20 protein-coding genes and 1 pseudogene are annotated in these 21694 nt (G+C 69.6%); 7 read left to right on the forward strand and 14 right to left on the reverse strand.

Translation table 11 applies throughout. From position 1 onward, the window contains the following. Nucleotides 1-114 precede the first annotated feature (114 nt). The 8 genes from K9U37_RS12630 to K9U37_RS12665 all read right to left on the reverse strand — a co-directional run bounded on the left by K9U37_RS12630 (nucleotide 115) and on the right by K9U37_RS12665 (nucleotide 10227). Nucleotides 115-2283 (reverse strand): malate synthase G, encoded by a 2169-nt coding sequence (locus tag K9U37_RS12630; RefSeq protein ID WP_243071977.1) that lies wholly within the window; start codon nucleotides 2281-2283, stop codon nucleotides 115-117. Between the two features lie 29 nt (nucleotides 2284-2312). Beyond that, complete coding sequence (locus K9U37_RS12635; RefSeq protein ID WP_243071978.1) at nucleotides 2313-3209, reverse strand: 3-methyladenine DNA glycosylase; 897 nt, start codon at nucleotides 3207-3209, stop codon at nucleotides 2313-2315. Then, a complete protein-coding gene (locus K9U37_RS12640; RefSeq protein ID WP_243071979.1) occupies nucleotides 3202-4254 on the reverse strand; it encodes a hemolysin family protein in 1053 nt (350 codons plus the stop codon). The genes K9U37_RS12635 and K9U37_RS12640 overlap by 8 nt, the downstream gene beginning before the upstream one ends. Then, a complete protein-coding gene (locus tag K9U37_RS12645) occupies nucleotides 4254-5615 on the reverse strand; it encodes a hemolysin family protein (protein ID WP_243071980.1) in 1362 nt (453 codons plus the stop codon). Before K9U37_RS12645 ends, K9U37_RS12640 begins: the two co-directional genes overlap by 1 nt. Before the next feature lie 199 nt (nucleotides 5616-5814). Then, on the reverse strand, nucleotides 5815-7251 hold the full coding sequence (locus K9U37_RS12650) for a GuaB1 family IMP dehydrogenase-related protein (protein ID WP_243071981.1): 1437 nt from the start codon (nucleotides 7249-7251) through the stop codon (nucleotides 5815-5817). 102 nt (nucleotides 7252-7353) lie between these two features. Then, nucleotides 7354-8817 carry an NADP-dependent phosphogluconate dehydrogenase gene (gene gnd / locus K9U37_RS12655; protein ID WP_243071982.1) on the reverse strand — a complete coding sequence of 488 codons (1464 nt, stop codon included), beginning with the start codon at nucleotides 8815-8817 and terminating at the stop codon, nucleotides 7354-7356. A 52-nt stretch (nucleotides 8818-8869) separates the two neighbouring features. Continuing rightward, entirely contained in the window at nucleotides 8870-9796 is a 927-nt protein-coding gene (locus tag K9U37_RS12660) for a M56 family metallopeptidase (protein ID WP_243071983.1), read from the reverse strand. Nucleotides 9797-9810: 14 nt separating this feature from the next. Beyond that, entirely contained in the window at nucleotides 9811-10227 is a 417-nt protein-coding gene (locus K9U37_RS12665) for a BlaI/MecI/CopY family transcriptional regulator (RefSeq protein WP_243071984.1), read from the reverse strand. Nucleotides 10228-10314: 87 nt separating this feature from the next. Between K9U37_RS12665 and K9U37_RS12670 the strand changes: the two genes are divergently transcribed. Next, nucleotides 10315-10728: a PaaI family thioesterase gene (locus K9U37_RS12670; RefSeq protein ID WP_243071985.1), complete on the forward strand. Its 414-nt coding sequence runs from the start codon at nucleotides 10315-10317 to the stop codon at nucleotides 10726-10728. A gap of 43 nt (nucleotides 10729-10771) precedes the next feature. Here K9U37_RS12670 and K9U37_RS12675 read toward each other — a convergent pair whose 3' ends face one another. From K9U37_RS12675 to K9U37_RS12690, 4 genes are all read right to left on the reverse strand, one after another. Then, nucleotides 10772-12142 (reverse strand): ATP-binding protein, encoded by a 1371-nt coding sequence (locus tag K9U37_RS12675; RefSeq protein ID WP_308197374.1) that lies wholly within the window; start codon nucleotides 12140-12142, stop codon nucleotides 10772-10774. Nucleotides 12143-12230: 88 nt separating this feature from the next. Then, nucleotides 12231-12593 carry a heme-binding protein gene (locus tag K9U37_RS12680; protein WP_243071986.1) on the reverse strand — a complete coding sequence of 121 codons (363 nt, stop codon included), beginning with the start codon at nucleotides 12591-12593 and terminating at the stop codon, nucleotides 12231-12233. Between the two features lie 140 nt (nucleotides 12594-12733). Next, on the reverse strand, nucleotides 12734-14104 hold the full coding sequence (locus tag K9U37_RS12685) for a type II NADH:quinone oxidoreductase Ndh (RefSeq protein ID WP_243071987.1): 1371 nt from the start codon (nucleotides 14102-14104) through the stop codon (nucleotides 12734-12736). A gap of 151 nt (nucleotides 14105-14255) precedes the next feature. Then, nucleotides 14256-14927, reverse strand: a complete 672-nt coding sequence (locus K9U37_RS12690; protein ID WP_243071988.1) for an SDR family oxidoreductase — start codon at nucleotides 14925-14927, stop codon at nucleotides 14256-14258. A 136-nt stretch (nucleotides 14928-15063) separates the two neighbouring features. On the opposite strand from K9U37_RS12690, the gene K9U37_RS12695 reads away from it, so the two are divergent. From K9U37_RS12695 to K9U37_RS12710, 5 genes and pseudogenes are all read left to right on the forward strand, one after another. Further along, nucleotides 15064-15876: an ABC transporter permease gene (locus K9U37_RS12695; protein ID WP_243071989.1), complete on the forward strand. Its 813-nt coding sequence runs from the start codon at nucleotides 15064-15066 to the stop codon at nucleotides 15874-15876. 33 nt (nucleotides 15877-15909) lie between these two features. After that, nucleotides 15910-16359 (forward strand): annotated as a pseudogene (locus K9U37_RS20685) (ATP-binding cassette domain-containing protein); the annotation flags it as partial. A gap of 138 nt (nucleotides 16360-16497) precedes the next feature. Further along, nucleotides 16498-16983 (forward strand): TOBE domain-containing protein, encoded by a 486-nt coding sequence (locus K9U37_RS20690; protein WP_443627158.1) that lies wholly within the window; start codon nucleotides 16498-16500, stop codon nucleotides 16981-16983. 175 nt (nucleotides 16984-17158) lie between these two features. Beyond that, the gene (locus K9U37_RS12705) at nucleotides 17159-18187 is read left to right on the forward strand and encodes an APA family fibronectin-binding glycoprotein (RefSeq protein ID WP_243071991.1); all 1029 of its coding nucleotides are present in this window, start codon (nucleotides 17159-17161) and stop codon (nucleotides 18185-18187) included. Nucleotides 18188-18333: 146 nt separating this feature from the next. Next, nucleotides 18334-18630: a GlsB/YeaQ/YmgE family stress response membrane protein gene (locus K9U37_RS12710; protein WP_243071992.1), complete on the forward strand. Its 297-nt coding sequence runs from the start codon at nucleotides 18334-18336 to the stop codon at nucleotides 18628-18630. A gap of 12 nt (nucleotides 18631-18642) precedes the next feature. On the opposite strand, the gene K9U37_RS12715 is transcribed toward K9U37_RS12710, so the two are convergent. Then, on the reverse strand, nucleotides 18643-19644 hold the full coding sequence (locus tag K9U37_RS12715) for an Acg family FMN-binding oxidoreductase (protein WP_243071993.1): 1002 nt from the start codon (nucleotides 19642-19644) through the stop codon (nucleotides 18643-18645). A 147-nt stretch (nucleotides 19645-19791) separates the two neighbouring features. Here K9U37_RS12715 and K9U37_RS12720 point away from each other — a divergent pair, with 147 nt between their 5' ends. After that, nucleotides 19792-20796: a zinc-binding alcohol dehydrogenase family protein gene (locus tag K9U37_RS12720; RefSeq protein WP_372489569.1), complete on the forward strand. Its 1005-nt coding sequence runs from the start codon at nucleotides 19792-19794 to the stop codon at nucleotides 20794-20796. A gap of 67 nt (nucleotides 20797-20863) precedes the next feature. Here the strand turns inward: K9U37_RS12720 and K9U37_RS12725 are convergent, their stop codons facing one another. Beyond that, complete coding sequence (locus tag K9U37_RS12725; RefSeq protein WP_243071995.1) at nucleotides 20864-21631, reverse strand: CPBP family intramembrane glutamic endopeptidase; 768 nt, start codon at nucleotides 21629-21631, stop codon at nucleotides 20864-20866. Nucleotides 21632-21694: the final 63 nt, after the last annotated feature.

Here is a 21694-nt window from a genome sequence, read left to right on the forward strand (position 1 = left end):
GCGGTGAGGTGATCCTTACTTTCGTCGAACGGTTCGCACGAAGTGTGCCGCCGGATCCCGCACGAGTCTAGCGATCAGCGGTCCGCCCCCGATCGGCGGCGAGTCGACAGCCGATCAGGCCCCGACGCTGGCCTTGTACTCCCGGCGACGGCGATGCAGGATCGGCTCGGTGTAGCCGCTGGGCTGGCTCGCACCAGCCAGGATGAGATCCTGAGCGGCCTGGAAGGCGATGCTGCCCTCCGGATCCGGCGCCATCGGACGGAATTCGGGGTCCTTGGCGTTCTGCTCGTCGACCACCGCGGCCATCCGGCGCAGGCTCGCCCTGACATCGTCTTCGGTGATCACGCCGTGGCGCAGCCAGTTCGCCAGCAGCTGGCTGGAGATGCGCAGCGTGGCGCGGTCCTCCATCAGGGCGATGTTGTGGATGTCGGGCACCTTCGAGCAGCCGACGCCGGCGTCGATCCAGCGCACCACGTAGCCGAGGATGGACTGGCAGTTGTTGTCGACCTCTTCGTGGATCTCCTCCGGCGACCAGGCCAGTTCGGCCGCCAGCGGGATGGTGAGCAGCTGGTCGATGCTGGTGCGGGTCTTGCCGGCCAGTTCCTTGTGCACCGCGTAGACGTCGACGTAGTGGTAGTGCATGGCGTGCAGGGTGGCCGCGGTCGGCGAGGGCACCCAGGCGGTGGTGGCCCCGGCGCGGGGCTGGCCGATCTTCTGCTCGACCATGTCGGCCATCAGGTCGGTCATCGCCCACATGCCCTTGCCGATCTGCGCCTTTCCGGAGAACCCGGTGGCTAGGCCGACGTCGACGTTCTGGTCCTCGTAGGCCAGGATCCAGGGCTGGGTCTTCATCGCGCCCTTGCGGATCATCGGGCCGGCTTCCATCGAGGTGTGGATCTCGTCGCCGGTGCGGTCCAGGAAGCCGGTGTTGATGAACGCCACCCGGTCGGCGGCGGCCTTGACGCAGGCCTTGAGGTTCACCGAGGTGCGGCGCTCCTCGTCCATGATGCCGACCTTGATGGTGTTCTGCGGCAGCCCGAGAACGTCCTCGACCCGGCTGAACAGCTCGCAGGTGAACGCCACCTCGTCGGGCCCGTGCATCTTGGGCTTCACGATGTAGATCGAGCCGGTGCGGCTGTTTTGTCCGTTCAGCCCGTGCATGGCGATCAGCGTGGTGAACAGGGCGTCCTGGATGCCCTCGAAGACCTCGTTGCCGTCGGCGTCGACGATGGCGTCGTTGGTCATCAGGTGCCCGACGTTGCGGACGAACAGCAGGCTGCGCCCGGGCAGGGTGAACTCCGAGCCGTCAGGGGCGGTGTAGGTGCGGTCGCCGTTGAGCACGCGGGTGAAGGTCTTGTCGCCCTTGGTGACCTCTTCGGCGAGGTCGCCCTTGTTCAGGCCGAGCCAGTTGCGGTAGCCCAGCACCTTGTCGTCGGCGTCGACGGCGGCCACCGAGTCCTCGAAGTCCATGATCGTGGTGATCGCGGACTCGAGCACGACGTCCTTGATGTCGGCCTTGTCGGTGGATCCGACGGGGGATTCCGGGTCGACCAGGATCTCGATGTGCAGGCCGTGGTTGATCAGCAGCACCGACCAGTCGGGCGAGCCGAGCGTGCCGGTGTGGCCCAGGAACTTCTCCGGGCTGGCCAGGCCGGTGGAATGGTCGTCACCGAGGGCAATCTGCAGAGCTCCGTCGACGACGGACAGGCCGGTGGCGTCGCTCCACGAGCCGGTTTCCAGCGGAACGGCCTGGTCGAGGAAGTTGCGCGCGTAGGCGATGACCTTGTCGCCGCGGACCTTGTTGTAGCTGGTGCCCGGCTCGGCGCCGTCCTCGGTGCTGATCACGTCGGTGCCGTACAGGGCGTCGTAGAGCGATCCCCAGCGGGCGTTGGCGGCGTTCAGCGCGAAGCGGGCGTTGAGGATGGGGACCACCAGCTGCGGGCCGGCGGTCGTGGTGATCTCGTCGTCGACGCCGGAAGTGGCGATGCTGAAGTCTTCGGGCTCGGGCAGCAGGTAGCCGATATCGGCGAGGAACTGCTTGTACTCACCGGCGTCGATGCCGCCGATGATGCGCTGGCGGTGCCACCTGTCGATCTGCGCCTGCAGCTCGTCGCGGCGGGCCAGCAGGTCGGAGTTCTGCGGGCTGAGGTCGGCCACCACCTTGTCCACGCCGGACCAGAAGCTGTCGGGATCGACACCGATACCGGGCAACGCCTCGTTGGTGATGAAGTCGTACAACACCTGGGCCACACGCAGGTTGCCCACGGAAACGCGTTCGGTCATCTGTCCTCCCTCAAGACAATCAATTCATCTTACCCGCCGGTAACGCGGCCTCGTGCCCCGGCAGCGGCATTGAGCAGCTGCTCACAGCGTTCGAGCAGTGCCGCGCGCAGCGGCGCGGCGCGCTCGGCCACAGCGCCCTGGCGCCGCACGTATTCCGCGCGGCCACCGGGCTCCTCCACGGCGATCGGCTGGAAGCCGAAGTCCGTCAGGTCATATGGGCTGGCCCGCATGTCGAGCTCGCGGGCGTCGGCGGCCAGCTGCAGGCAGTTCAGCAGCAGCTGTGAGTCGGCCAGCGGGCCCAGTTTGTAAGCCCACTTGTACAAGTCCATGTTCGCGTGCAGGCAGGCGGGCTGCTCCCAGTCGATCTGGGTCTCGCGGCTCAGGGCACCGTGATTGCGCGGCGCCGCCGCCGGCGTGAAGAAGCGGAAGGCGTCGAAGTGGCTGCAGCGCAACGGCATTGACTCGACGACGGCGTCGGTCCCGGCGGTGCCCAGCCGCAGCGGCACCCGGTCGTGGCGAACGTCGTCGGTGCGGTAGACCATCGCCCATTCGTGCATGCCGAAGCAGCCGTACTGGGCCGGCCGCTCGGCGGTGGCGCGCAGCAGACCCGCGATGAAGCCGACGGTGTCGAGCCTGGCCGGCAGGTAGGACTCGCCGACGGTGACCCCGGAGGATGTGGTGACGTAGCCGGCGCGGTTGAGGTACTGCGCGGCTGACGTCCCGGCCAGCGCGGTGCCGTAGCCCGGATGCCAAACCCGCAGCTGGCGCGGCCGCAGACTGTAGTAGGTGAACAGGAAATCCCAGACGGGGTGCGCTTCACCACGTTGGGCGCGGCGGCGGTGCGGCGCGGTGAACGCCTCGACCCGCTCCCGGTGCGCGGCGGCCCGGTCGAGCCAGTCGTCCTCGGCGAGGACGAGCTCAGGCACGATGCATCCCGTCGCGAACCGTGCCGACCAGGTCCTCGACGAGGTCCTCCAGCGCCACCATCGCGCATACGTTGCCATCAGCCCTGGTGACCATGGCCAAGTGGCTGTTGTCCCGGCGCAACCGGGACAGCGCGTCCGGCAGTGGCATGTCAGCGGGCAGCTGCGGCAATGGCCGCACCGCCGAGCCGTCGATCACCGCGCCGGGGTCGTCGATCTGGTCGAGCACGTCCTTGATGTGCACGAAGCCGACGAATTGCCCGGCGGGGTCGGTGAGCGGGAAGCGCGAGTACCCGGTCGTGGCCAGGGCTTGTTCGATGGCGGCGACAGTGGGTCGGGCACCTTCGCCGGCGACCGCGACGGAGAAGATCTCGGCCAGCGGCACCGCGACGTCGTTGACCACCCGGTTGCGGATCTGCAGCGCCCGCGACAGGCGCGTGTGCTCCTCGGGGTCCAGCAGACCCTCCGACAGCGACTCGGCGATCATCTCCGAGAGCTCGACCATCGAGACGGTGTTCTCCAGCTCGGTCTTGGGTTCGATGCCCATCGCCCGCACCGTCATCCGTGCGCACCAGTCATAGAACGCGATGATCGGCCGGGTTGCCTTGACCCATAACAGGTATGGCGGCACCAGCAGAATGGCGGTCTTCTCCGGGCCGGCCAGCGCAATGTTCTTGGGCACCATCTCGCCGAGCAACACGTGCAGGATCACCACCACCGTGATCGCGACGACGAACGACACCGTGTGCAGCACCGCGTCGGGAACGCCGAGCAGGTCGAACGGCTTGGCGAGCAGGTGGGCCACCGCCGGCTCGCCGACCCGGCCCAGGACGATCGAGCACAGCGTGATGCCCAACTGCGCGCCGGCCAGCATCACCGACAGGTTCTCACCGGCCCGAATGACGATCAGCGCGCTGCGCTTGCCCTGCTCGACCAGTGCCTCGAGCCGGTCGCGGCGAGCCGAGATCAGGGCGAACTCCGCAGCCACGAAGAACGCGTTGGCCAGGATCAGCAGCAGGGTCAGCAGGATCGCGAAGATGTCGCCCATCAGTCGTCGTCCTCCGGACTCGGCTCGGCCGGGGCCGGCACCAGGTCGACCAGGTCGATGCGCCTGCCGTCCATCCGCGCCACGGTCGCCGTCCAGCGCGGCTGCCGGTCGAGCGGCGCTTCGGTGTCGAAGCCGGTCAGATCCACCGACTCGCCCTCTTCGGGGATGTGGCCCAGCGCGTGCATCACCAGGCCGCCGATGGTTTCGTAGTCGCCCTCATGAGCGCGGAAGTCGGTTGCCTCGGCCACCTCGTCGGTGCGCAGCAGGCCCGAAACCCGCCACCCGTCGCCGACGCGTTCGACGTCCGGGGTCGACTCGTCGTGCTCGTCGCGGATGTCGCCGACGATCTCCTCGATCAGGTCCTCGACGGTGACCATGCCGGCGATGCCGCCGTATTCGTCGGCCACCAGCGCGGTCTGCAGGCCGGTGGCCCGCAGTTCCGACATCAGCGCGTCACCGTCGAGCGTGGAGGGCACCACCGGCACCGGGCGGGCCAGCACGGAAAGTCGGGTGCGCTCCCGCTCGGGGTGCGGCACCTCGAAGATCTGCTTGAGATGGACCAGACCGATCGTCTCGTCGAGGTCACCGCGGGTGACGGGGAACCGGGAGTGCCCGGTGTCCCGGACCATCGCCAACAGGTCGGCCACGGTGTCGTCGGCCGCCAGCGACTCGATCTTGGAGCGCGGGGTCATCAGCTCTTCGGCGGTGCGCCCGCCGAACTGCAGGGAGCGGTCCACCAGCGACGCCGTGGTCTGGTCCAGCGCGCCCCGCCGAGCGGAGGTGCGCACCAGCGAGACCAGCTCCTGAGGCGAGCGCGCCGAGCGCAGATCGTCGGCGGGTTCGAGGCCGAACCGCTTGAGCACCCGGTTGGCGGTCTTGTTGGTCAGGTGGATCAGCGGGGCGAACAGCACCGAGAACATCACCTGCGGGCCGGCGACCACCCGCGCGGTGCGCAGCGGCACGGCCACGGCAAGGTACTGGGCCACCAACTCGCCGAAGACCATCGACACCGAGGTGGCGATGAGCAGCGCCAGAGTCAGGGCACTGCCGTCGATCCAGCGCTCGGGCACCCCGGCCGAGGTCAGCACCGGGGCCAGCAGCCGGGCGATGAACGGTTCGGCGAGGTAGCCGGTGATCAGCGTGGTGATCGAGATGCCGATCTGGGCGCCGGAGAGCTGGAAGGACAGCGTCCGGTGGGCCCGCTGGACCATCTTGTCGCGGCGCCCGCCGAGACGGGCGTTGGCGTCGACGGTGCTGCGCTCGAGTGCGGTCAGGGAGAACTCGGCCGCCACGAACACCGCGGTGCCGAGGGTCAGGAGGATGAATCCGAGCAGGCTGAGCAGGATGGTGACGACGCTCATGGTGTCCTCACCGATAGGCCGCCGGGCCTCGTGCCCGGCTGACTAGAGGAGGGTTCGGCGTCGGCTTCGTCCGGTGCCTGCTCGGTCCGGGCAGCCCGCTCCGCGAGGGTCTCGACGGGTGCCTGCGGCACTCAGATCCCTTTCCTCGTTGGAGCTCGAACAAATCCCTATGGTAGCGGCTCGAGGCCCCCGGACCGGCTCACCAGCCCGTCGGCAGTGGATGTCCCTCGGCGAACCCGGCCGCCGACTGCACCCCGAGAACGGCCCGTTCGTGCAGTTCGGCGATGGTGGAGGCACCGACGTAGGTGCAGGTGCTGCGCACCCCGGAGGTGATGTGGTCCAGGAGGTCCTCCACACCGCCGCGGTCGGGGTCCAGGGCCATCCGCGAGGTGGAGATGCCCTCTTCGAAAAGCGCCTTGCGGGCGCGGTCGAAGGCGCTGTCGCCACTGGTGCGCGCGGCGACCGCGCGTTTGGAGGCCATGCCGTAGCTCTCCTTGTAAGGGCGGTTGTCCCGGTCGTGCATCATGTCGCCGGGGGACTCGTAGGTACCGGCGAACCAGGAGCCGATCATCACGTTGGAGGCGCCCGCCGCAAGCGCCAGTGCCACGTCGCGGGGGTGGCGGACTCCGCCGTCGGCCCAGACGTGTCCACCGAGTTGCCGTGCGGCGTTGGAACATTCGAGAACAGCGGAGAACTGCGGGCGGCCGACGCCGGTCATCATCCGGGTGGTGCACATCGCACCGGGGCCCACTCCGACCTTGACGATTGTCGCTCCTGCGGTGATCAGGTCGCGGGCGCCCTCGGCGGAGACGACGTTGCCTGCGGCCAGCGGGACGCCCAGGCCCAGCGACGAGACCGCCTTGATCGCGTCGAGCATTTTGAGCTGGTGGCCGTGCGCGGTATCGACGACCAGGACGTCCACGCCGGCCTCGGCCAGCGCTTGCGCCTTGGCCGCCACGTCGCCGTTGATGCCCACCGCCGCGGCGATCCGCAGCCTGCCCGCGTCGTCGACGTTGGGACGGTAGATGCCGGCGCGTACCGCGCCGATGCGGCTGAGCACCCCGGCCAGCGATCCGTCGTCGCCGGTGAGCACGGCCACGTCGACCGGTGCGTGCTCGAGCTTTTCGAACACCTGGCGCGGGTCGGTGTGTACCGGAGCGACGACGAAATCGGTGACCGCGATATCGCGGACCCGGGCGAAACGGTCGACGCCGATGGTGGCCGCCTCGGTGACCAGGCCGACGGGCCTGCCGTCGGCCAGGACGACGGCCGCGCCGTGGGCCCGCTTGTGGATCAGGGCGACGGCGTCGGACACCGAGTCCTCGGGCCCGAGGGTGACCGGAGTGTCGGCGACCAGATCACGGCTCTTGACGAAGTCGACGGTCTGCTTGACCGCCTCGATCGGGAGGTCCTGCGGCAGCACCACAATGCCGCCGCGGCGGGCGACCGTCTCGGCCATCCGCCGTCCCGCCACCGCGGTCATGTTGGCGACCACGACGGGGATCGTGGTCCCGGTGCCGTCGGCGGTGGACAGGTCGACGTCGAAGCGGCTGGTGACGTCGGAGCGGCTGGGGACGATGAAGACGTCGTCGTAGGTCAGGTCGTACGGAGGCCGGTGGCCGTCGAGGAATCGCACCCGACCAGCCTAGTTGGCCCCGGTTTCCCTGCCGAGCAGACGCAAAAGCACTCGACACGCCGGGCGTTTGGGGGCCTTTGTGTCTGCTCGCGCTAGGGGAACCTAGACCTCGACCTCGCTGCGGTCGCCGCTCCACAGTGTGTGGAACCGGGCCGCGGGGGCGGCGTCGGTGCGGCCGTAGGTGTGGGCGCCGAAGAAGTCGCGCAGACCCTGGGTGAGTGCGGCGGGCAGCCGCTCGGTGCGCAGCGCGTCGTAGTAGGACAGCGCCGAGGCGAACCCGGGGATCGGGATGCCCAGCTCGGTGGCGGTGACCACCACCCGACGCCAGCTGTCGATCGCCGACTCGACCGCGCTGCGGAAGTACGGCGCGGCGATCAGCGTCGGCAGGTCGGGGTTCTCGTCGAATGCGTCCTTGATGCGGTTGAGGAACTTGGCCCGGATGATGCAGCCGCCGCGCCAGATCGTTGCCAGATCGCCGGGTGTGACGCCCCAGGTGTATTCGGCCGAGCCGGCCTGGATCTGGTTGAAGCCCTGCGCGTAGGCGATGATCTTCGAGGCGTACAGCGCCTGGCGCACGTCTTCGGTGAATTGCTGTGCATCCGTTGGCTTCTCGCCGAGCTTGCCGGAAGCCAGCCCGGTGGTGGCCCGGCGCTGTGGCACCGACCCGGACAGCGCCCGGGCGAACACGGCTTCGGCGATGCCGGTGACCGGCACCCCGAGGTCGAGCGCGGACTTCACCGTCCAGCGGCCGGTGCCCTTCTGCTCGGCCTCGTCGAGGATGACGTCCACCAGCGGCTTACCGGTCTTGGCATCGATCTGGCGCAGCACCTCGGCGGTGATCTCGACCAGGAAGCTGTCCAGGTCGCCGGAGTTCCACTCGGTGAACACGTCGGCGATCTGCGGGGCGGACAGTCCCAGCCCGTCGCGCAGCAGTTGGTAGGCCTCGCCGATGAGCTGCATGTCGGAGTACTCGATGCCGTTGTGGACCATCTTCACGAAGTGACCGGCACCGTCCGGGCCGATGTGGGTGCAGCATGGGACGCCATCGACGTGAGCCGAGATCTCCTCGAGCAGCGGGCCGAGCGTCTTGTAGGACTCGGCGGGGCCGCCGGGCATGATCGACGGGCCGTTGAGCGCGCCCTCCTCGCCGCCGGAGATGCCGGCACCGACGAAGTGCAGGCCGCGTTCGCGCATGGCCTTCTCGCGGCGGATGGTGTCGGTGTAGAGCGCGTTGCCGCCGTCGATGATGATGTCGCCGGGCTCCATGGCGTCGGCTAGCTCGTTGATGACGGCGTCGGTGGGATCGCCGGCCTTGACCATGATCAGCACCCGGCGCGGCCTCTCCAGCGCGGCCAGGAACTCCTCGATGGTCTCCGAGCGGACGAACTTGCCGTCCGAGCCGTGTTGTTCGAGCAGCGCATCGGTCTTGGCGACGGAACGGTTGTGCAGCGCGACGGTGTAGCCGTGGCGGGCGAAGTTGCGCGCGATGTTCGAACCCATCACGGCCAGGCCGGTGACGCCGATCTGTGCGGTACTGTTGGTGCTGCTCGTCTGCGACAGGCTCATCAAGCGCCTTTCAATTGTCCGATTATGTTGTGGCAGAGCGGGTTTAGCAGATCTACGTAGCGAAGAGCCGGTGCAGCTCGGTCAACCACGGGACGGCGACCGCGACGGTCGGGACGAACAGGACCGCCGCGGCGGCGGTGTATGCGGCCATCGACAGCCACCCGCTGTTGGGCCGGCCGGCCAGCCGCTGGACCCGGATCACCGTCGTGGGGCCGCCGGCGGCCAATGCACCCGACGGGGTGTGCCCCGCGGCGCAGGCGACCAGGGCCCGGGCCAGGGGAGCGGGTCCCGCGGCGCGCACCGCGGCATCATCGGCGAGCATCTCCACCAACAGCCGGACCGCGGCCAGCGCGCTACCGCTGCGAACGAACCGGGGAAAGGCGGTGTGGGCGGCGATGAAAGCCTCGAGTACCAGGTCGTGGCGGGCGCGCAGGTGCGCACGTTCATGGCTGAGGATCGCGACGAGCTCGGGGTCGCTCAGCGCGGACAGTGTGCCCTCGCTGAGGATCACCCGGCTGCGCACACCGGGCAGGCAGTAGGCCAGCGGTTCGGAGACGTGCAGCACCCGAAGCCCGTTCATCCCGTGGCGGCAGTCACCGAGCAGGTCGACGACCGTCCGGTGGTGGGCACGGCGGCGTCGGGTGGCGATTGCGACCTGCACGACGGCAACCGCCAGGCGGCCGCCGATCAGCAGCGTCAGCGCGAAGACCGATACGTAGGCCAGCCACAGCGGCCAGCCCAGTACCTGGGTCTCGCTGGTGATGGTGGCGGTCGGCCGGCCATCGGGTCCGGGGACGAAAAGCCTGCTGGCAATGGCCAGTCCGGCGCTGAAGGCGGACAGGACGGCGGCGGCGGCGATCGACTGCCAGAGCACGATGGCGGCCCGGGGCGCGCGCATGGGCCAGGACGCCCGTGCCAGCAGGGCCGGCACGGGGCCGACAAGCAACAGCGCTACGAGAACGAAGGCCAGCGCGGACACGCTGACAGTGTCCCTCAGGCGATGGGGGCATCGCCAGCGGGCCAGGCTGAGCGGTCCTTGGACTCCAGTTCGGCCAGCGCCCGGCGCAACGCCTCGGCTTCGTCGGCGCCCACACGCTCGACGAAATACACCAGCGCCGCCTGCCGGCTACCGGAGTCGGAGGCCTGGTCCAGCGCGTCCACCATCAAGCCGGCCACCAGCTCGTCGCGGCCGTGGACCGGTGCGTACCGGTGTGCCCGGTCGTCACGAATCTGAGAGACGAGGTTCTTGCGGGCCAACCGCTGCAGGACCGTCATCACCGTGGTGTAGGCCAGGTCGCGTTCGGCGGAGAGGGCCTCATGCACCTGGCGGACCGTCAGCGGCTCGCCGGCGGCCCACAGGTGATCCATCACCGCGCGTTCGAGTTCGCCGAGACGAGTCAACTTAGGCATATCCGTTCATCTCCAAAAGCACTGAAGTCAAGCGTACTCCCGGTTACTACCGGGCGTCGTATCCAACTTGCCTGTAAACACAAGGGCATGCCACAAGAGGAGTCGCTGACCGAGAAGATCGCCTTCGACGCACCGTTCGACAACCTGCTCGGACTGGAGTTCACCGAGCTGACCGTGGACGGCGCCAAGGCGCGGCTACAGGTACAGCCCAAGCTGTTGCAGCCGATGGGCATCGTCCACGGCGGCGTGTACTGCGCGATGATCGAGTCGATGGCCAGCACGTCGGCCTTCGTCTGGCTGTCCGCCAACGGCGGCGGCAACGTCGTCGGGGTCAACAACAACACCGACTTCCTGCGCGCCATCGGCTCGGGCACGGTCTACGGCGTCTCCGAGCCGGTGCACCGGGGCCGCCGCCAGCAGTTGTGGCTGGTGACCATCCGCGACGAGCAGGACCGCATCGTCGCCCGCGGCCAGGTGCGTCTGCAGAATCTCGAGGCCTGATGGCCCGCGGTGGCAGCATCTCCACCTGGCAGGGCGAGCGGCTCTACTCCTGACGGCCGGACAGCTTGAGCACCAGCCGCGCCCCACCCAGCGGGCTGGTATCCAAACACGCTGTGCCGCCGTGTAATTCGGCTTGCTGTGCGACAAGGGCCAGCCCGAGGCCGGATCCCGAGCGGGACGCCGTCGAGCCGCGGGAGAACCGCTCGAACACCGCGGCCCGCTCGTGCTCCGGCACGCCGCTGCCGTTGTCGTCGACGGTGATCTCGACACCCTCGGCCGAGCTGGTGACCGCCAGCCGCACCTCGGTGGCCCCGCCGTGCTTGACCGCGTTGGCGATCGCGTTGTCGATCACCAGCCGCAGGCCGACCGGAAGCCCGACCATCAACACCGCCGGCGAGGGCACCAGCGACACCTTCAGCTCCGGGAAGGTCCGTTCGGCGTCGTGCGCGGCCCGGTCCAACAGGTCGGCGATGTCGAACGGCACGAAGTCGTCGGCCGTGGTCAGCTCGCCCTGCGCCAGGCGCTCGAGTGCGGTGAGGGTGGCTTCGATGCGGCTCTGGGTGCGCATCACGTCGCCGATTACTTCGTTGCGCTGCTCGGCAGCCAGATCCAGCGTGGCGAGCACCTCGAGGTTGGTCCGCATCGCCGTCAGGGGAGTCCGCAGTTCGTGGGAGGCCACGGCGGCGAAGTCACGGGCGGACTCCAGGGCGGCCTTGGTGCGGGCCTGCTCGTCGCCGATGCGGGCCAGCATCCCCTCGACCGCCTCGGCGATCTCCACCGCCTCGCGCACCCCGCGCACCTGCACCTCGTCGGGGTTGGATTGCGCGTTGATGGCGCGGGCCTGCTGGGCCAGCAGCCGGAACGGATTGACCATGATCAGCGAGATCAGCCACCCCACCACGACGGTGCCGATGATGACCCCGGCACAGATGAGCAGCACCCGCAGGTGCAGTTCGTTGATGCGGTGCTTGGTCTCGGCAAGGGGTGCTCCCAGCGCGATCGTCGCGCCGGACACCGAGAACGTCCGCACCCGGTACTCGACGCCGTCGATCGTGGTGTTGGCGTAGCCGTTGGCCAGCTCGGGCAGGACGACGTCGGGCGGCACCGAGATGGCCATGCCGCCGACGCGAACGGTGCGCACCAGGTTGCCGTCCGGGGTGGTGGTTCCTTCGGCCGGCGGCCGGGTGCTGGACAGCAGTGAGCTGAAGTCGCCCAGGCTACTCACCGAGTCCAGCCGTCGGTCGAGCTGGCTGTACTGGTCGTTGGTGACGCCGACCCACACCCAGATACCGAGCGTCAGCACCAGCGCGACCACCGACAGGGCGGCGACGATGACGATGGTGCGCAACGACAGCACCCGCGTCGGCAACCGCTGCAGCGCCCGGTAGACGAACTCGTCGGGCCTCACGACCACGACGGTTCACCGTCGCCCGGCGCGACGGACTCACAGCGGACAATCACGCCGACCACCTTAGAGTGCGCCGGCGAACCAGGTGCGACGGCTAGGCGTTGGGGACGAGCGGGCGCTGTCCGATGCCGCACCGATTGCGGAAGTCGGTCGACGGCTGGCGGATGTTGTCCAGGTCGGCGCGGATCGACGGATTCGCGTCCAGGTACCCCTGGGTCCGGGCCGCGACCTCCTTCTTCGGCAGGCCCTGCAGGCTGGTGAAGAAGTTGTTGACGTCCGGATGACTGAACAGGTATGCCGCCATCGCCGCGGACACGCCGGACATGATGCCGGTCATGTCTGCGGTGGTGCAGTTCGGCGGCGGGGCGGCCGCGGCGGGGCCCGTCATGCTCAGCAACACCGCACCTGCGCCCAGCGCTGCCGCGGCTACGCGACGCACAGAACGACTTGATGACATGGGGCCCCCTCGGTTTGGAGTTGTATTCGCTGATGATGGTAGGGCATGCGCGGTGCGTGACACGGTGCTTTCGCCGCCGCTGGCGGGTGATCCTCAGCCAACAGGAAGCTGACGGCCAATCGGGGCAACGACTTTCGGAGTCAGGAAGCAGCCTTCTCGTCTTCGACGCAGGCCGCGATCTCCTCGAGCTGTTCGATCCTGGTACGGGCGTAGGCTTGCTGTTCGGTGATCGTCAGCTGGCCGCGCTGGCTGCCGATGAAGGTGCCGATCCACGACAGCGCGGTGGTGAGCCGCGCCCTGAACCCGACCAGGTAGATCAGGTGCAGGAACAACCACGCCAGCCAGGCGAAGTAGCCGCTGAACTCGATTCGGCCGACCTTGGCCACCGCCGAGTAGCGTGACACGGTGGCCATCGAGCCCTTGTCGAAGTACTCGAACGGCTCGCGGGCGGCCGGGTCGGCGCCCTTGAGTTCGGCCTTGATCTGCTTAGCGGCATAGCGGGCGCCCTGGATCGCGCCCTGCGCCATGCCGGGAACGCCGTCGACGAAGGCCATGTCGCCGACGACGAAGACGTTGGGATGCCCCGGAACGGTCAGGTCCGGCAGCACCTTGACCCGGCCGGCCCGGTCGATCTCGGCGCCGGACTGGTCGGCGATGATCTTGCCCAGCGGGCTGGCCGAGACACCGGCCGACCACACCTTGGTCGCAGCCTCGATGCGGTTGATCGTGCCGTCGCTGTGTTTGACGGTGATGCCGTTGCGGTCGACGTCGGTGACCATGGCTCCGAGTTGAATCTCCACGCCCAGCTTCTCCAGCCGCGCGGCCGCCTTCTGACCCAGCTTCTCGCCCATCGGTGGCAGCACCGCCGGTGCGGCGTCGAGCAGGATCACCCTGGCCTCGGTGGGGTCGATGTGACGGAACGCGCCCTTGAGGGTGTGATCCGCCAATTCGGCGATCTGCCCGGCCATCTCCACGCCGGTCGGGCCGGCGCCGACCACGACGAAGGTCAGGAGCTTCTCGCGGCGTTCCGGGTCGCTGGATCGCTCGGCCTGCTCGAAGGCACCGAGGATCCGTCCGCGCAGTTCCAGCGCGTCGTCGATGGTCTTCATGCCGGGCGCCCACTCGGCGAAGTGGTCGTTGCCGAAGTACGACTGACCGGCCCCGGCGGCCACGATGAGCGTGTCGTAGGGCGTGCGGTAGGTGTGGCCCAGCAGGATCGAGTCGACGGTCTGGTTCTTCAGGTCGACATGGGTGACCTCGCCGAGCAGGACCTGGCAGTTCTGCTGGTTGCGCAGCACCACGCGGGTGGGCGGGGCGATCTCGCCCTCGGAGATGATGCCCGTCGCCACCTGGTACAGCAGCGGTTGGAACAGGTGGTGGGTGGTCTTGGCGATCAGCTTGATGTCGACATCGGCACGCTTGAGCTTCTTGGCGGCAGTGAGCCCGCCGAAGCCGGATCCGATGATGACGACCTTGTGCTTATCCGATGGGGTGGCACCGGGGTGGGTCATTTTCGCTCCTCAACGACTTGCACAGGACACCCCTACGGTAGTCGCCCTGCCCGCAGACTTCGCGTCGGTCCCGGATCGGCCTACGTGATGTCAGCCACCGTCGAATCGTTACCGAGCCGACAATATTCATCGTCGGCGAACGGCCGGTGAATCAGTCGAAGCTGGCCAGCGCACCGCGGCTGACGTGCAGTGTCTGACCGGTGATGTGACGCGCCGCGGGGGTGGTCAAAAAGAGCGCGAGGCGGCAGATTTCGGCAGCCACCGACGGCGGTGTGGTGCTCAGCCCGTCGTAGGACGGCTCCGCGCCGTGGCCGCAGGCCACCGTGTTGACGGTGATCCCGCGGGTGCCGAAGTGGTCGGCCCGGCCGGCGGTCCAGTTGGACAGTGCGGCCTTGACCGCGGCCTCGGCGCTGCCGTCGCGCGGGTTCTCCGGCGCGACGGTGACGACGGCGCCACCGGAACGCAGGTGGTCGCCGATGTTCTGAACGAGCAGGACGGCCGAGACGACCGTGGCGTCCAGGGTGGCGCGCCAGGCGCTGGCGGTGTCGGCAAGCGTGTAGGTGCGCGGGTCACCGCCGACCCAGTGCGGCGCGGGCACGTGCACGATGGTGTCGAGGTGGTGCGGGAACTGGCTGCGCGCCTGGGCCAGGGCCGACGGGTCGGTCGTGTCGCAGACGATGGCGTCGACTTCGAGTTCCTTGGCCGCGACCTCGAGGTCGTCTCGGCGGGCGCCGCTGATGACGACCTTGTGGCCGGCGTCGCGGAAGCCTTCTGCGACGATTCGACCCAGTTCGGTATCGCCGCCGGTGACCAGCACGTCCATCGCCTTTGACCTCCTCGTGCCCAATGCTGGGATTCCAGTGTTCGCAGAGGAATGTTACTGGACAGTAGCTAAAGGTGCTAATGCGGCTCCGACACGATCCGGACACGAGGTCGCGTTTCGCCCTAAAGTGAGCCCAATGAGGCGGATCGGGACGCCCGGGGCCAGCATCTGGCTGCCGGGCTGGGTGTACGCCCCGGCCGTCCTCGGTGCGGGGTTCGTGGTGCTGCCGCTGGTGGCGATGGCGGTGAGGGTCGACTGGCCGCAGTTCTGGCCGCTGATCACCAGCACGCCCTCGCAGGCCGCCCTGCTGCTGAGCCTGCGCACCGCCGTGGCCAGCACGGTGTTGTGCGTGTTGGTGGGCGTGCCGATGGCACTGGTGCTGGCCCGCAGCGACGGCCGAGTTGTCCGGGCGTTGCGGCCGCTGATCCTGCTGCCGCTGGTGCTGCCGCCGGTGGTCGGCGGCATCGCGCTGCTGTATGCCTTCGGCCGGATGGGATTGCTGGGCCAGTACCTGGAGACCGCGGGGATCCGCATCGCTTTCAGCACGACGGCGGTGGTGCTGGCGCAGACATTCGTCTCGCTGCCCTTCCTGGTGATCGCGCTGGAAGGTGCCGCCCGGACCGCCGGCGCCGACTACGACCTGGTGGCCGCGACGCTGGGGGCCCGCCCGGCGACGGTGTGGTGGCGGGTCACGCTGCCGCTGCTGGCACCCGGCCTGGTCTCGGGTGCGGTGCTGGCCTTCGCCCGCTCGCTGGGCGAGTTCGGCGCGACGCTCACCTTCGCCGGGTCCCGGCAGGGCGTCACCCGGACGCTCCCGCTGGAGATCTACCTTCAGCGCGAAGCCGACCCCGACGCCGCGGTGGCCCTGTCGATCCTGCTGGTCGCCGTGGCCGCCGTCGTCGTCCTCGCCGTGGGCGCCAGGCGGTTGTCCGGCTGGAACTCCGCATGAGCGCCGATGGCTGAGCTGCACGTCGGGGCCGCGGTGCGGCAACGCGGGCTCGACGTCGAATTCGACGTCGCTGCCGGAGAGGTGCTGGCCGTTCTCGGCCCCAACGGAGCCGGCAAGTCGACCACGATGGACGTGATCGCCGGTCTGCTGCGGCCCGATACGGGTGTCGTACGGGTCGGCGGACGGACGCTCACCGACACCTCAGCCGGTATCCAGGTGGCCGCCCACGACCGTCGGGTCGGACTGCTGCTGCAGGATCCGCTGCTGTTTCCGCACCTGAGCGTGCAGGCCAACGCCGAGTTCGCACCGCGAAGCCGGGGAGCGGGCCGGGCGAAGGCCCGGCGGGCCGCCGCCCGCTGGCTGGCCGATGTGGGCGTGGCGGACCTGGCCGCCCGCAAACCCGGGGAATTGTCAGGCGGGCAGGCCAAGCGGGTGGCGATCGCGCGCGCGCTGGCGGCCGAGCCGGAGGTTCTGCTGCTCGACGAACCGCTGGCCGGGCTCGACATCGCCGTCGCCGCGTCGGTGCGGGCGGTGCTTCGCCGGGTCTCGGCCACCGACGGGCGCGCGACCGTCCTGATCACCCATGACCTGCTCGACGTCCTGACCCTGGCGGATCGGGTGATGGTGATCGAAGGGGGCGCGGTAGCCGAGATCGGGCCGGTCGCCGAGGTGCTCGCCGCCCCGCGGAGCCTGTTCGGGGCACGCATTGCGGGTGTGAACGTGGTGCGCGGCGTCCTGGACGGCCCGCACACCGTGCGCGCGGCCGACGGCACACCGTGGCACGGCACCCCCGCAGAGGATCTGGCCGAGCAGTCGGCCGTGATCGCGGTGTTCACCCCGGCGGCGGTGGCGGTGTACCGCGACCAGCCGGCCGGCAGCCCGCGCAACTGCGTGAAGGTGACCGTCGCCGAACTCGACGCCAACGGCGCGACGGTGCGGGTTCGCGGTGGCCAGCAGGCCGACGGCGCGCCTGGACTTGCCGCCGATATCACCGCCGAGGCCGCCGCGGACCTTCGACTGACTGCCGGGGACGCGGTGTGGTTCAACGTCAAAGCCCAGGAGGTGGGCCTTCACCCCGCGGCGCGCCCCACTGTGCGACAGCTGTGAGGACGGCCCGCCGCCGGTCACCGGAGCCGGGGCCGGGTTGCCGGAACGGACTGCTGGTACCGGCCGCTGAACTGGTCTGTTGCGAAAATTTGTGGATTCACCACAGCGGCGCCATGCACCACATCGTGAGCAGGCCACACTTGCGTCACGGCTGTAACACGGTAGGTTCATCGCCATGACTGAGCCGGACCCGACATCACGACGCCCGGGCCGTTGGACAGCGCTCGTGGTCACGGCCGTGACCGCGGCTGGTGGTGCCGTCACGATCGCCCTGCCGCCGACCTCGGCGACCGCCGATCCCGTGGCCCCCGCGCCGCCGTCCACGACGGCCGCTGCCCCGGCAGCCCCCCCGGCCACCGATGTCCCGCCGCCGGCCGACCCGAACGCCCAGGCTCCGGCGCCCGGTCCACCCGCACCGGCGCCCCGGTGCCGGTCGACCCCAACGCCCCGGCGCCCCCCGGTGCCGGTCGACCCCAACGCCCCGGCGCCCCCGCCAGCCGACCCCAATGCCGCACCGGTTCCTGCGCCGGCTCCCGAGCCCGGCCGCGTCGACAACGCCACCGGCGGCTTCAGCTACCTGCTGCCAGCCGGCTGGGTGGTCTCGGATGCCTCTCGCCTGAACTACGGCCAGGCCCTGCTCAGCAAGGAGATCGGTCCCGCCCAGAACGGACAGCCCGCGCCGACGGCCAACGACACGAGCGTCCTGCTCGGCCGCCTCGACCTGAAGCTCTTCGCTGGCGCCGAACAGGACAACAGCAAGGCCGCGGTCCGGCTGGCCTCGGACATGGGCGAGTTCTTCATGCCGTTCCCAGGCGTCCGGGTCAACCAGCAGACCGGTGTGCTGCAGGCCGGTGACATGCCCGGCTACTTCTCCTCCTACGAGGTCAAGTTCACCGACACCAGCAAGCCCAACGGTCAGATCTGGGCCGGCGTGGTGGGCACGGCGCAGCCGAACGCCCCGATGAACCTGCGCAACCAGCGGTGGTTCGTGGTCTGGCTGGGCACCGCCAAGGACCCGATCGACCCGGCGGCCGCCAAGGCGCTGGCCGAGTCCGTCCGCCCGTACAGCCCGCCGCCTCCGCCGGCGCCGGACCCGAACGCCCCGGCACCTGAGACGCCGGCGCCCACCCCCGGTGGCCGCATTCCGCTCGGCGTGCCCGTCCCGGTCCAGACGCCGGTGCCGGAGATGCAGCCGGCCGGCTGAGCCCCTTTGCGGCCAGCAGGATCGCTGGCCGCCGGTAACTGACGATGTGGCCGGTTCAACGCGCGAATCGGTACCCGGCGGAGGTATACCAGTGTGATGACGGCCCGGCAGCCACGCCCGGCCGGCGACACCGAGGAGAGATCCTGATGGACATGTTGGCGGCGACCGAATTCCTCGCCCGTTCCTCGACGCTGACCAGCGTCGGCTGGATCGGCTACATCATCATCGGCGCGATCGCGGGCTGGATCGCGGGCAAGATCGTCAAGGGCGGCGGCTCGGGCATCCTGATGAACATCGTCATCGGTGTGGTCGGCGCGCTGATCGGTGGCTTCCTGCTGAGCTTCTTCCTGAACACCGCCGAGGGCGGCTGGTGGTTCACGCTGTTCACCGCGATCCTGGGCTCGGTGATCCTGTTGTGGATCCTGAGCAAGGTCCGCAAGTAGGCGGGGACCGGCTCAGCCGGGCGTCTGCAGCGGCGTTCCGTCCAGGTGCACCACCACGTCCGACAGCGGTCGGCGCGGGGTGGCCGGTAGCGGATCGGCGTTGAGCGCCGACCAGCCGACGCGCAGCAGCATCTGCGGAAAGCCGTCGCCGTCGAGCAGCTTGGTGCGCACCTCCTCGCGGGTGTCGGCGAGTTCGAGGGGCTCGGTCAGCGGGCAGCTGGCCAGACCGAGGGCCGTCGCGGTCAGCAGGGCGGTCCCGGTGGCCTCCCCGGCACGCAACTGTGCCGCCGGGTCGTCGGTTGCGGTGGCCAGCACCAGAACCACCCCGGCGTCGTCGCGTGCTTCCACGCCGCAGGGCTGTTCGAGCACCGGGTTGGCGAAGACCCGCGGGGCGAACTTTCCCTGCTTCTCGGCTGAGGGGGTGTTGCGTGCGGGCACCCCGGCGGGCGAGCCGTGCCTGCCGCTCCACATCGCCAGTTCGGCCAGGTACTCGGGATCGCTGAGGTGTTGTCGCACAGCGCGGGTCACCACCTGCGCGAGCTCACCCTCCTCCTCGACCCGGCGCAGCGAGACGCCCGAGCGGGCGGCACGCGAGGCGATCAGCGCGATGTCGCCGCTGGGCACCGGCCAGGAGGAGAACCAGCGGCGGTCGGTGCGGCGCCGGGGTATGGCGGCGGCCAGCGCGATCTCCTGGTCGGCGACGTACGGGCCGATGATCTCGACGGCGGCCAGGTGGTCGGGGTCGGCCGGGTTCGGGAAGCGATGCACTTCGGAGGCCCAGCCCAGTGCCGAGAGGGCGACGGTGAAGTGTTGCAGCGCAACACCGCAACTCAAGGTCAGGTCGCGCCGCGCGGGGTCGATGTGGGGCAGGTGCCGGGCGGGGTCGGCGTACAGGTGCACGCTCTCGTCGCCGACCCGCCAGCGCCACGGCTGTGAGTTGTGCACTGATGGGGCACGGACCGCCAGCGCCAGCGCGGCCTCCACGGTCGCCTTGTCGGGCAGTTCCTTCTCCATGCTGACTCCTTGCCTGACCGGTCGGGTGTCCATCCCACCGTCACACCGAAAACCCTGACGGCACAGTCATCGAAAGGCCCCGATCGTGGGCCATTGGTCCCTTCGTTGCACGATGGGTACATGGCAGGTTTCACGGTCCCGACCACGATGCGCGCCTGGCGCGTGCGCCGGCCCGGCCCGATGCGAAGCAACCCGTTGGAATTCGACGCTTCGGCCGAGGTCCCGCTGCCGGCTCCGGACGAGCTGTTGGTGGCGGTGCGGGCGTGCGGGGTGTGCCGAACCGACCTGCACGTCAGCGAGGGCGATCTGGCGGTCCATCGCCCGGGCGTGACGCCCGGCCACGAGGTGGTCGGCGAGGTGGTGGTGGTCGGCCCGGACGCCGGTGACGGCTTCGCCGTCGGGGACCGGGTGGGCATCGCCTGGCTGCGGCACACCTGCGGGGTGTGCCAGTACTGTCTGCGCGGCGACGAGAACCTGTGCCCGAATTCGCGCTACTCCGGTTGGGACGCCGACGGCGGCTATGCCGAGTTCGCCACTGTTCCAGCGGCTTTCGCGCACCACCTGCCCGACGGTTACTCCGACAGCGAGCTGGCTCCGCTGCTGTGCGCGGGCATCATCGGCTACCGGTCACTGCTGCGCGCGCAGCTGCCGGCGGGTGGCCGGCTGGGGTTGTACGGGTTCGGCGGCAGCGCACACCTCACCGCCCAGGTGGCCCTGGCTCAGGGTGCGGAGGTGCACGTGATGACGCGCGGTGCGGAGGCTCGCCGGCTGGCCCTGGATCTGGGTGCGGCCTCCGCGCAGGGGGCGGCCGATCCGCCGCCGGTGAAGCTGGACGCCGCGATCCTGTTCGCCCCGGTCGGAGAGCTGGTGCTGCCCGCATTGGAGGCACTCGACCGAGGCGGCACCCTGGCGGTGGCGGGTATCCACCTCAGCGACATCCCGTCGCTGAACTATCAGCGACACCTGTTCCAGGAACGTCAGATTCGCTCGGTCACGTCGAACACCCGCGCCGACGCCCGCGAGTTCCTGGCCTTCGCCGGTCGGCACCGCATCGAGGTGACCGGCCCGGAGTATCCGCTGGAGCAGGCCGACCGCGCGCTGACCGACCTGGTCGAGGGCCGCATCGCCGGCGCGGCAGTGTTGCTGCCGTGAGCCGCTGAGGGGACCCTAGATCATGAACCGGGAGTTCCGGGCGCGGCGCACCAAGCGCCGACGTCAGTCAGGTGGACAGGTGCCACACCAGGGCGGCGGCCAGCGCGCCCAGGCCGTTCAGCGACCAGTGCAGGGCGATCGGCGCGATCAGGCTGCCGCTGCGCTTGCGCAGCCAGGTGAACACGAAGCCGGCCGCACCGGTGGCCAGCACGGCCATGGTGACACCGGCCAGCATGCCGACCACGCCGCCGCCGAAAAGCCGGGTGAACCCGACGTTGCTGCTCGTCAGCCCCAGTGAGGTGGCGATGTGCCACATGCCGAACAGCAGCGAGCCGGCGGCCGCCACCCCGCGGAAGCCCCAGGCGCGGTCGAGCGCGCCGTGCAGGACACCGCGGAAGGCCAGTTCCTCGGGGATCACGGTCTGCAAAGGGATGATGATCATCGAGGCCACCAGCGCACCCGACAACGTCGCGTAGTGGTTGTTGAGGAACATCGGGCGGGTCCACGGCAGCATCGCGCCGACGGCGATCACGGTCAGAACCAGCAGCACCGCGCCTAGCGCATACAGCGCACCGGACTTCCAGTGCTCGCGGCCCAGGCCCAGCTCAGCCCAGCCCAGACCCCGCGAGCGCACCAGCAGCACCAGGCCGATCGCCGCGGCGGGGACCACCGCGATGTTCGCCCACGGCGTGGTGAAGTGGGCGATCAGGTTGGTGATGGCCAGCACCACCACGACCACGGCGACGTCGACGTAGCCGTGGAAGTGGTGCAGCGCCGACAACTGCGAGAGCGCGGGATGGGGATGCTGCGCGGCTATCGCGTTCGACTCGGACATTTGCTGACTATTGTACGCGCGCGCAAGAAGAATCCGGGCCGGTTGCCGCGTGACCCCGGCCAC

The organism is Candidatus Mycolicibacterium alkanivorans (genome assembly GCF_022760805.1).
In the GTDB taxonomy this organism is placed as follows: domain Bacteria; phylum Actinomycetota; class Actinomycetes; order Mycobacteriales; family Mycobacteriaceae; genus Mycobacterium; species Mycobacterium alkanivorans.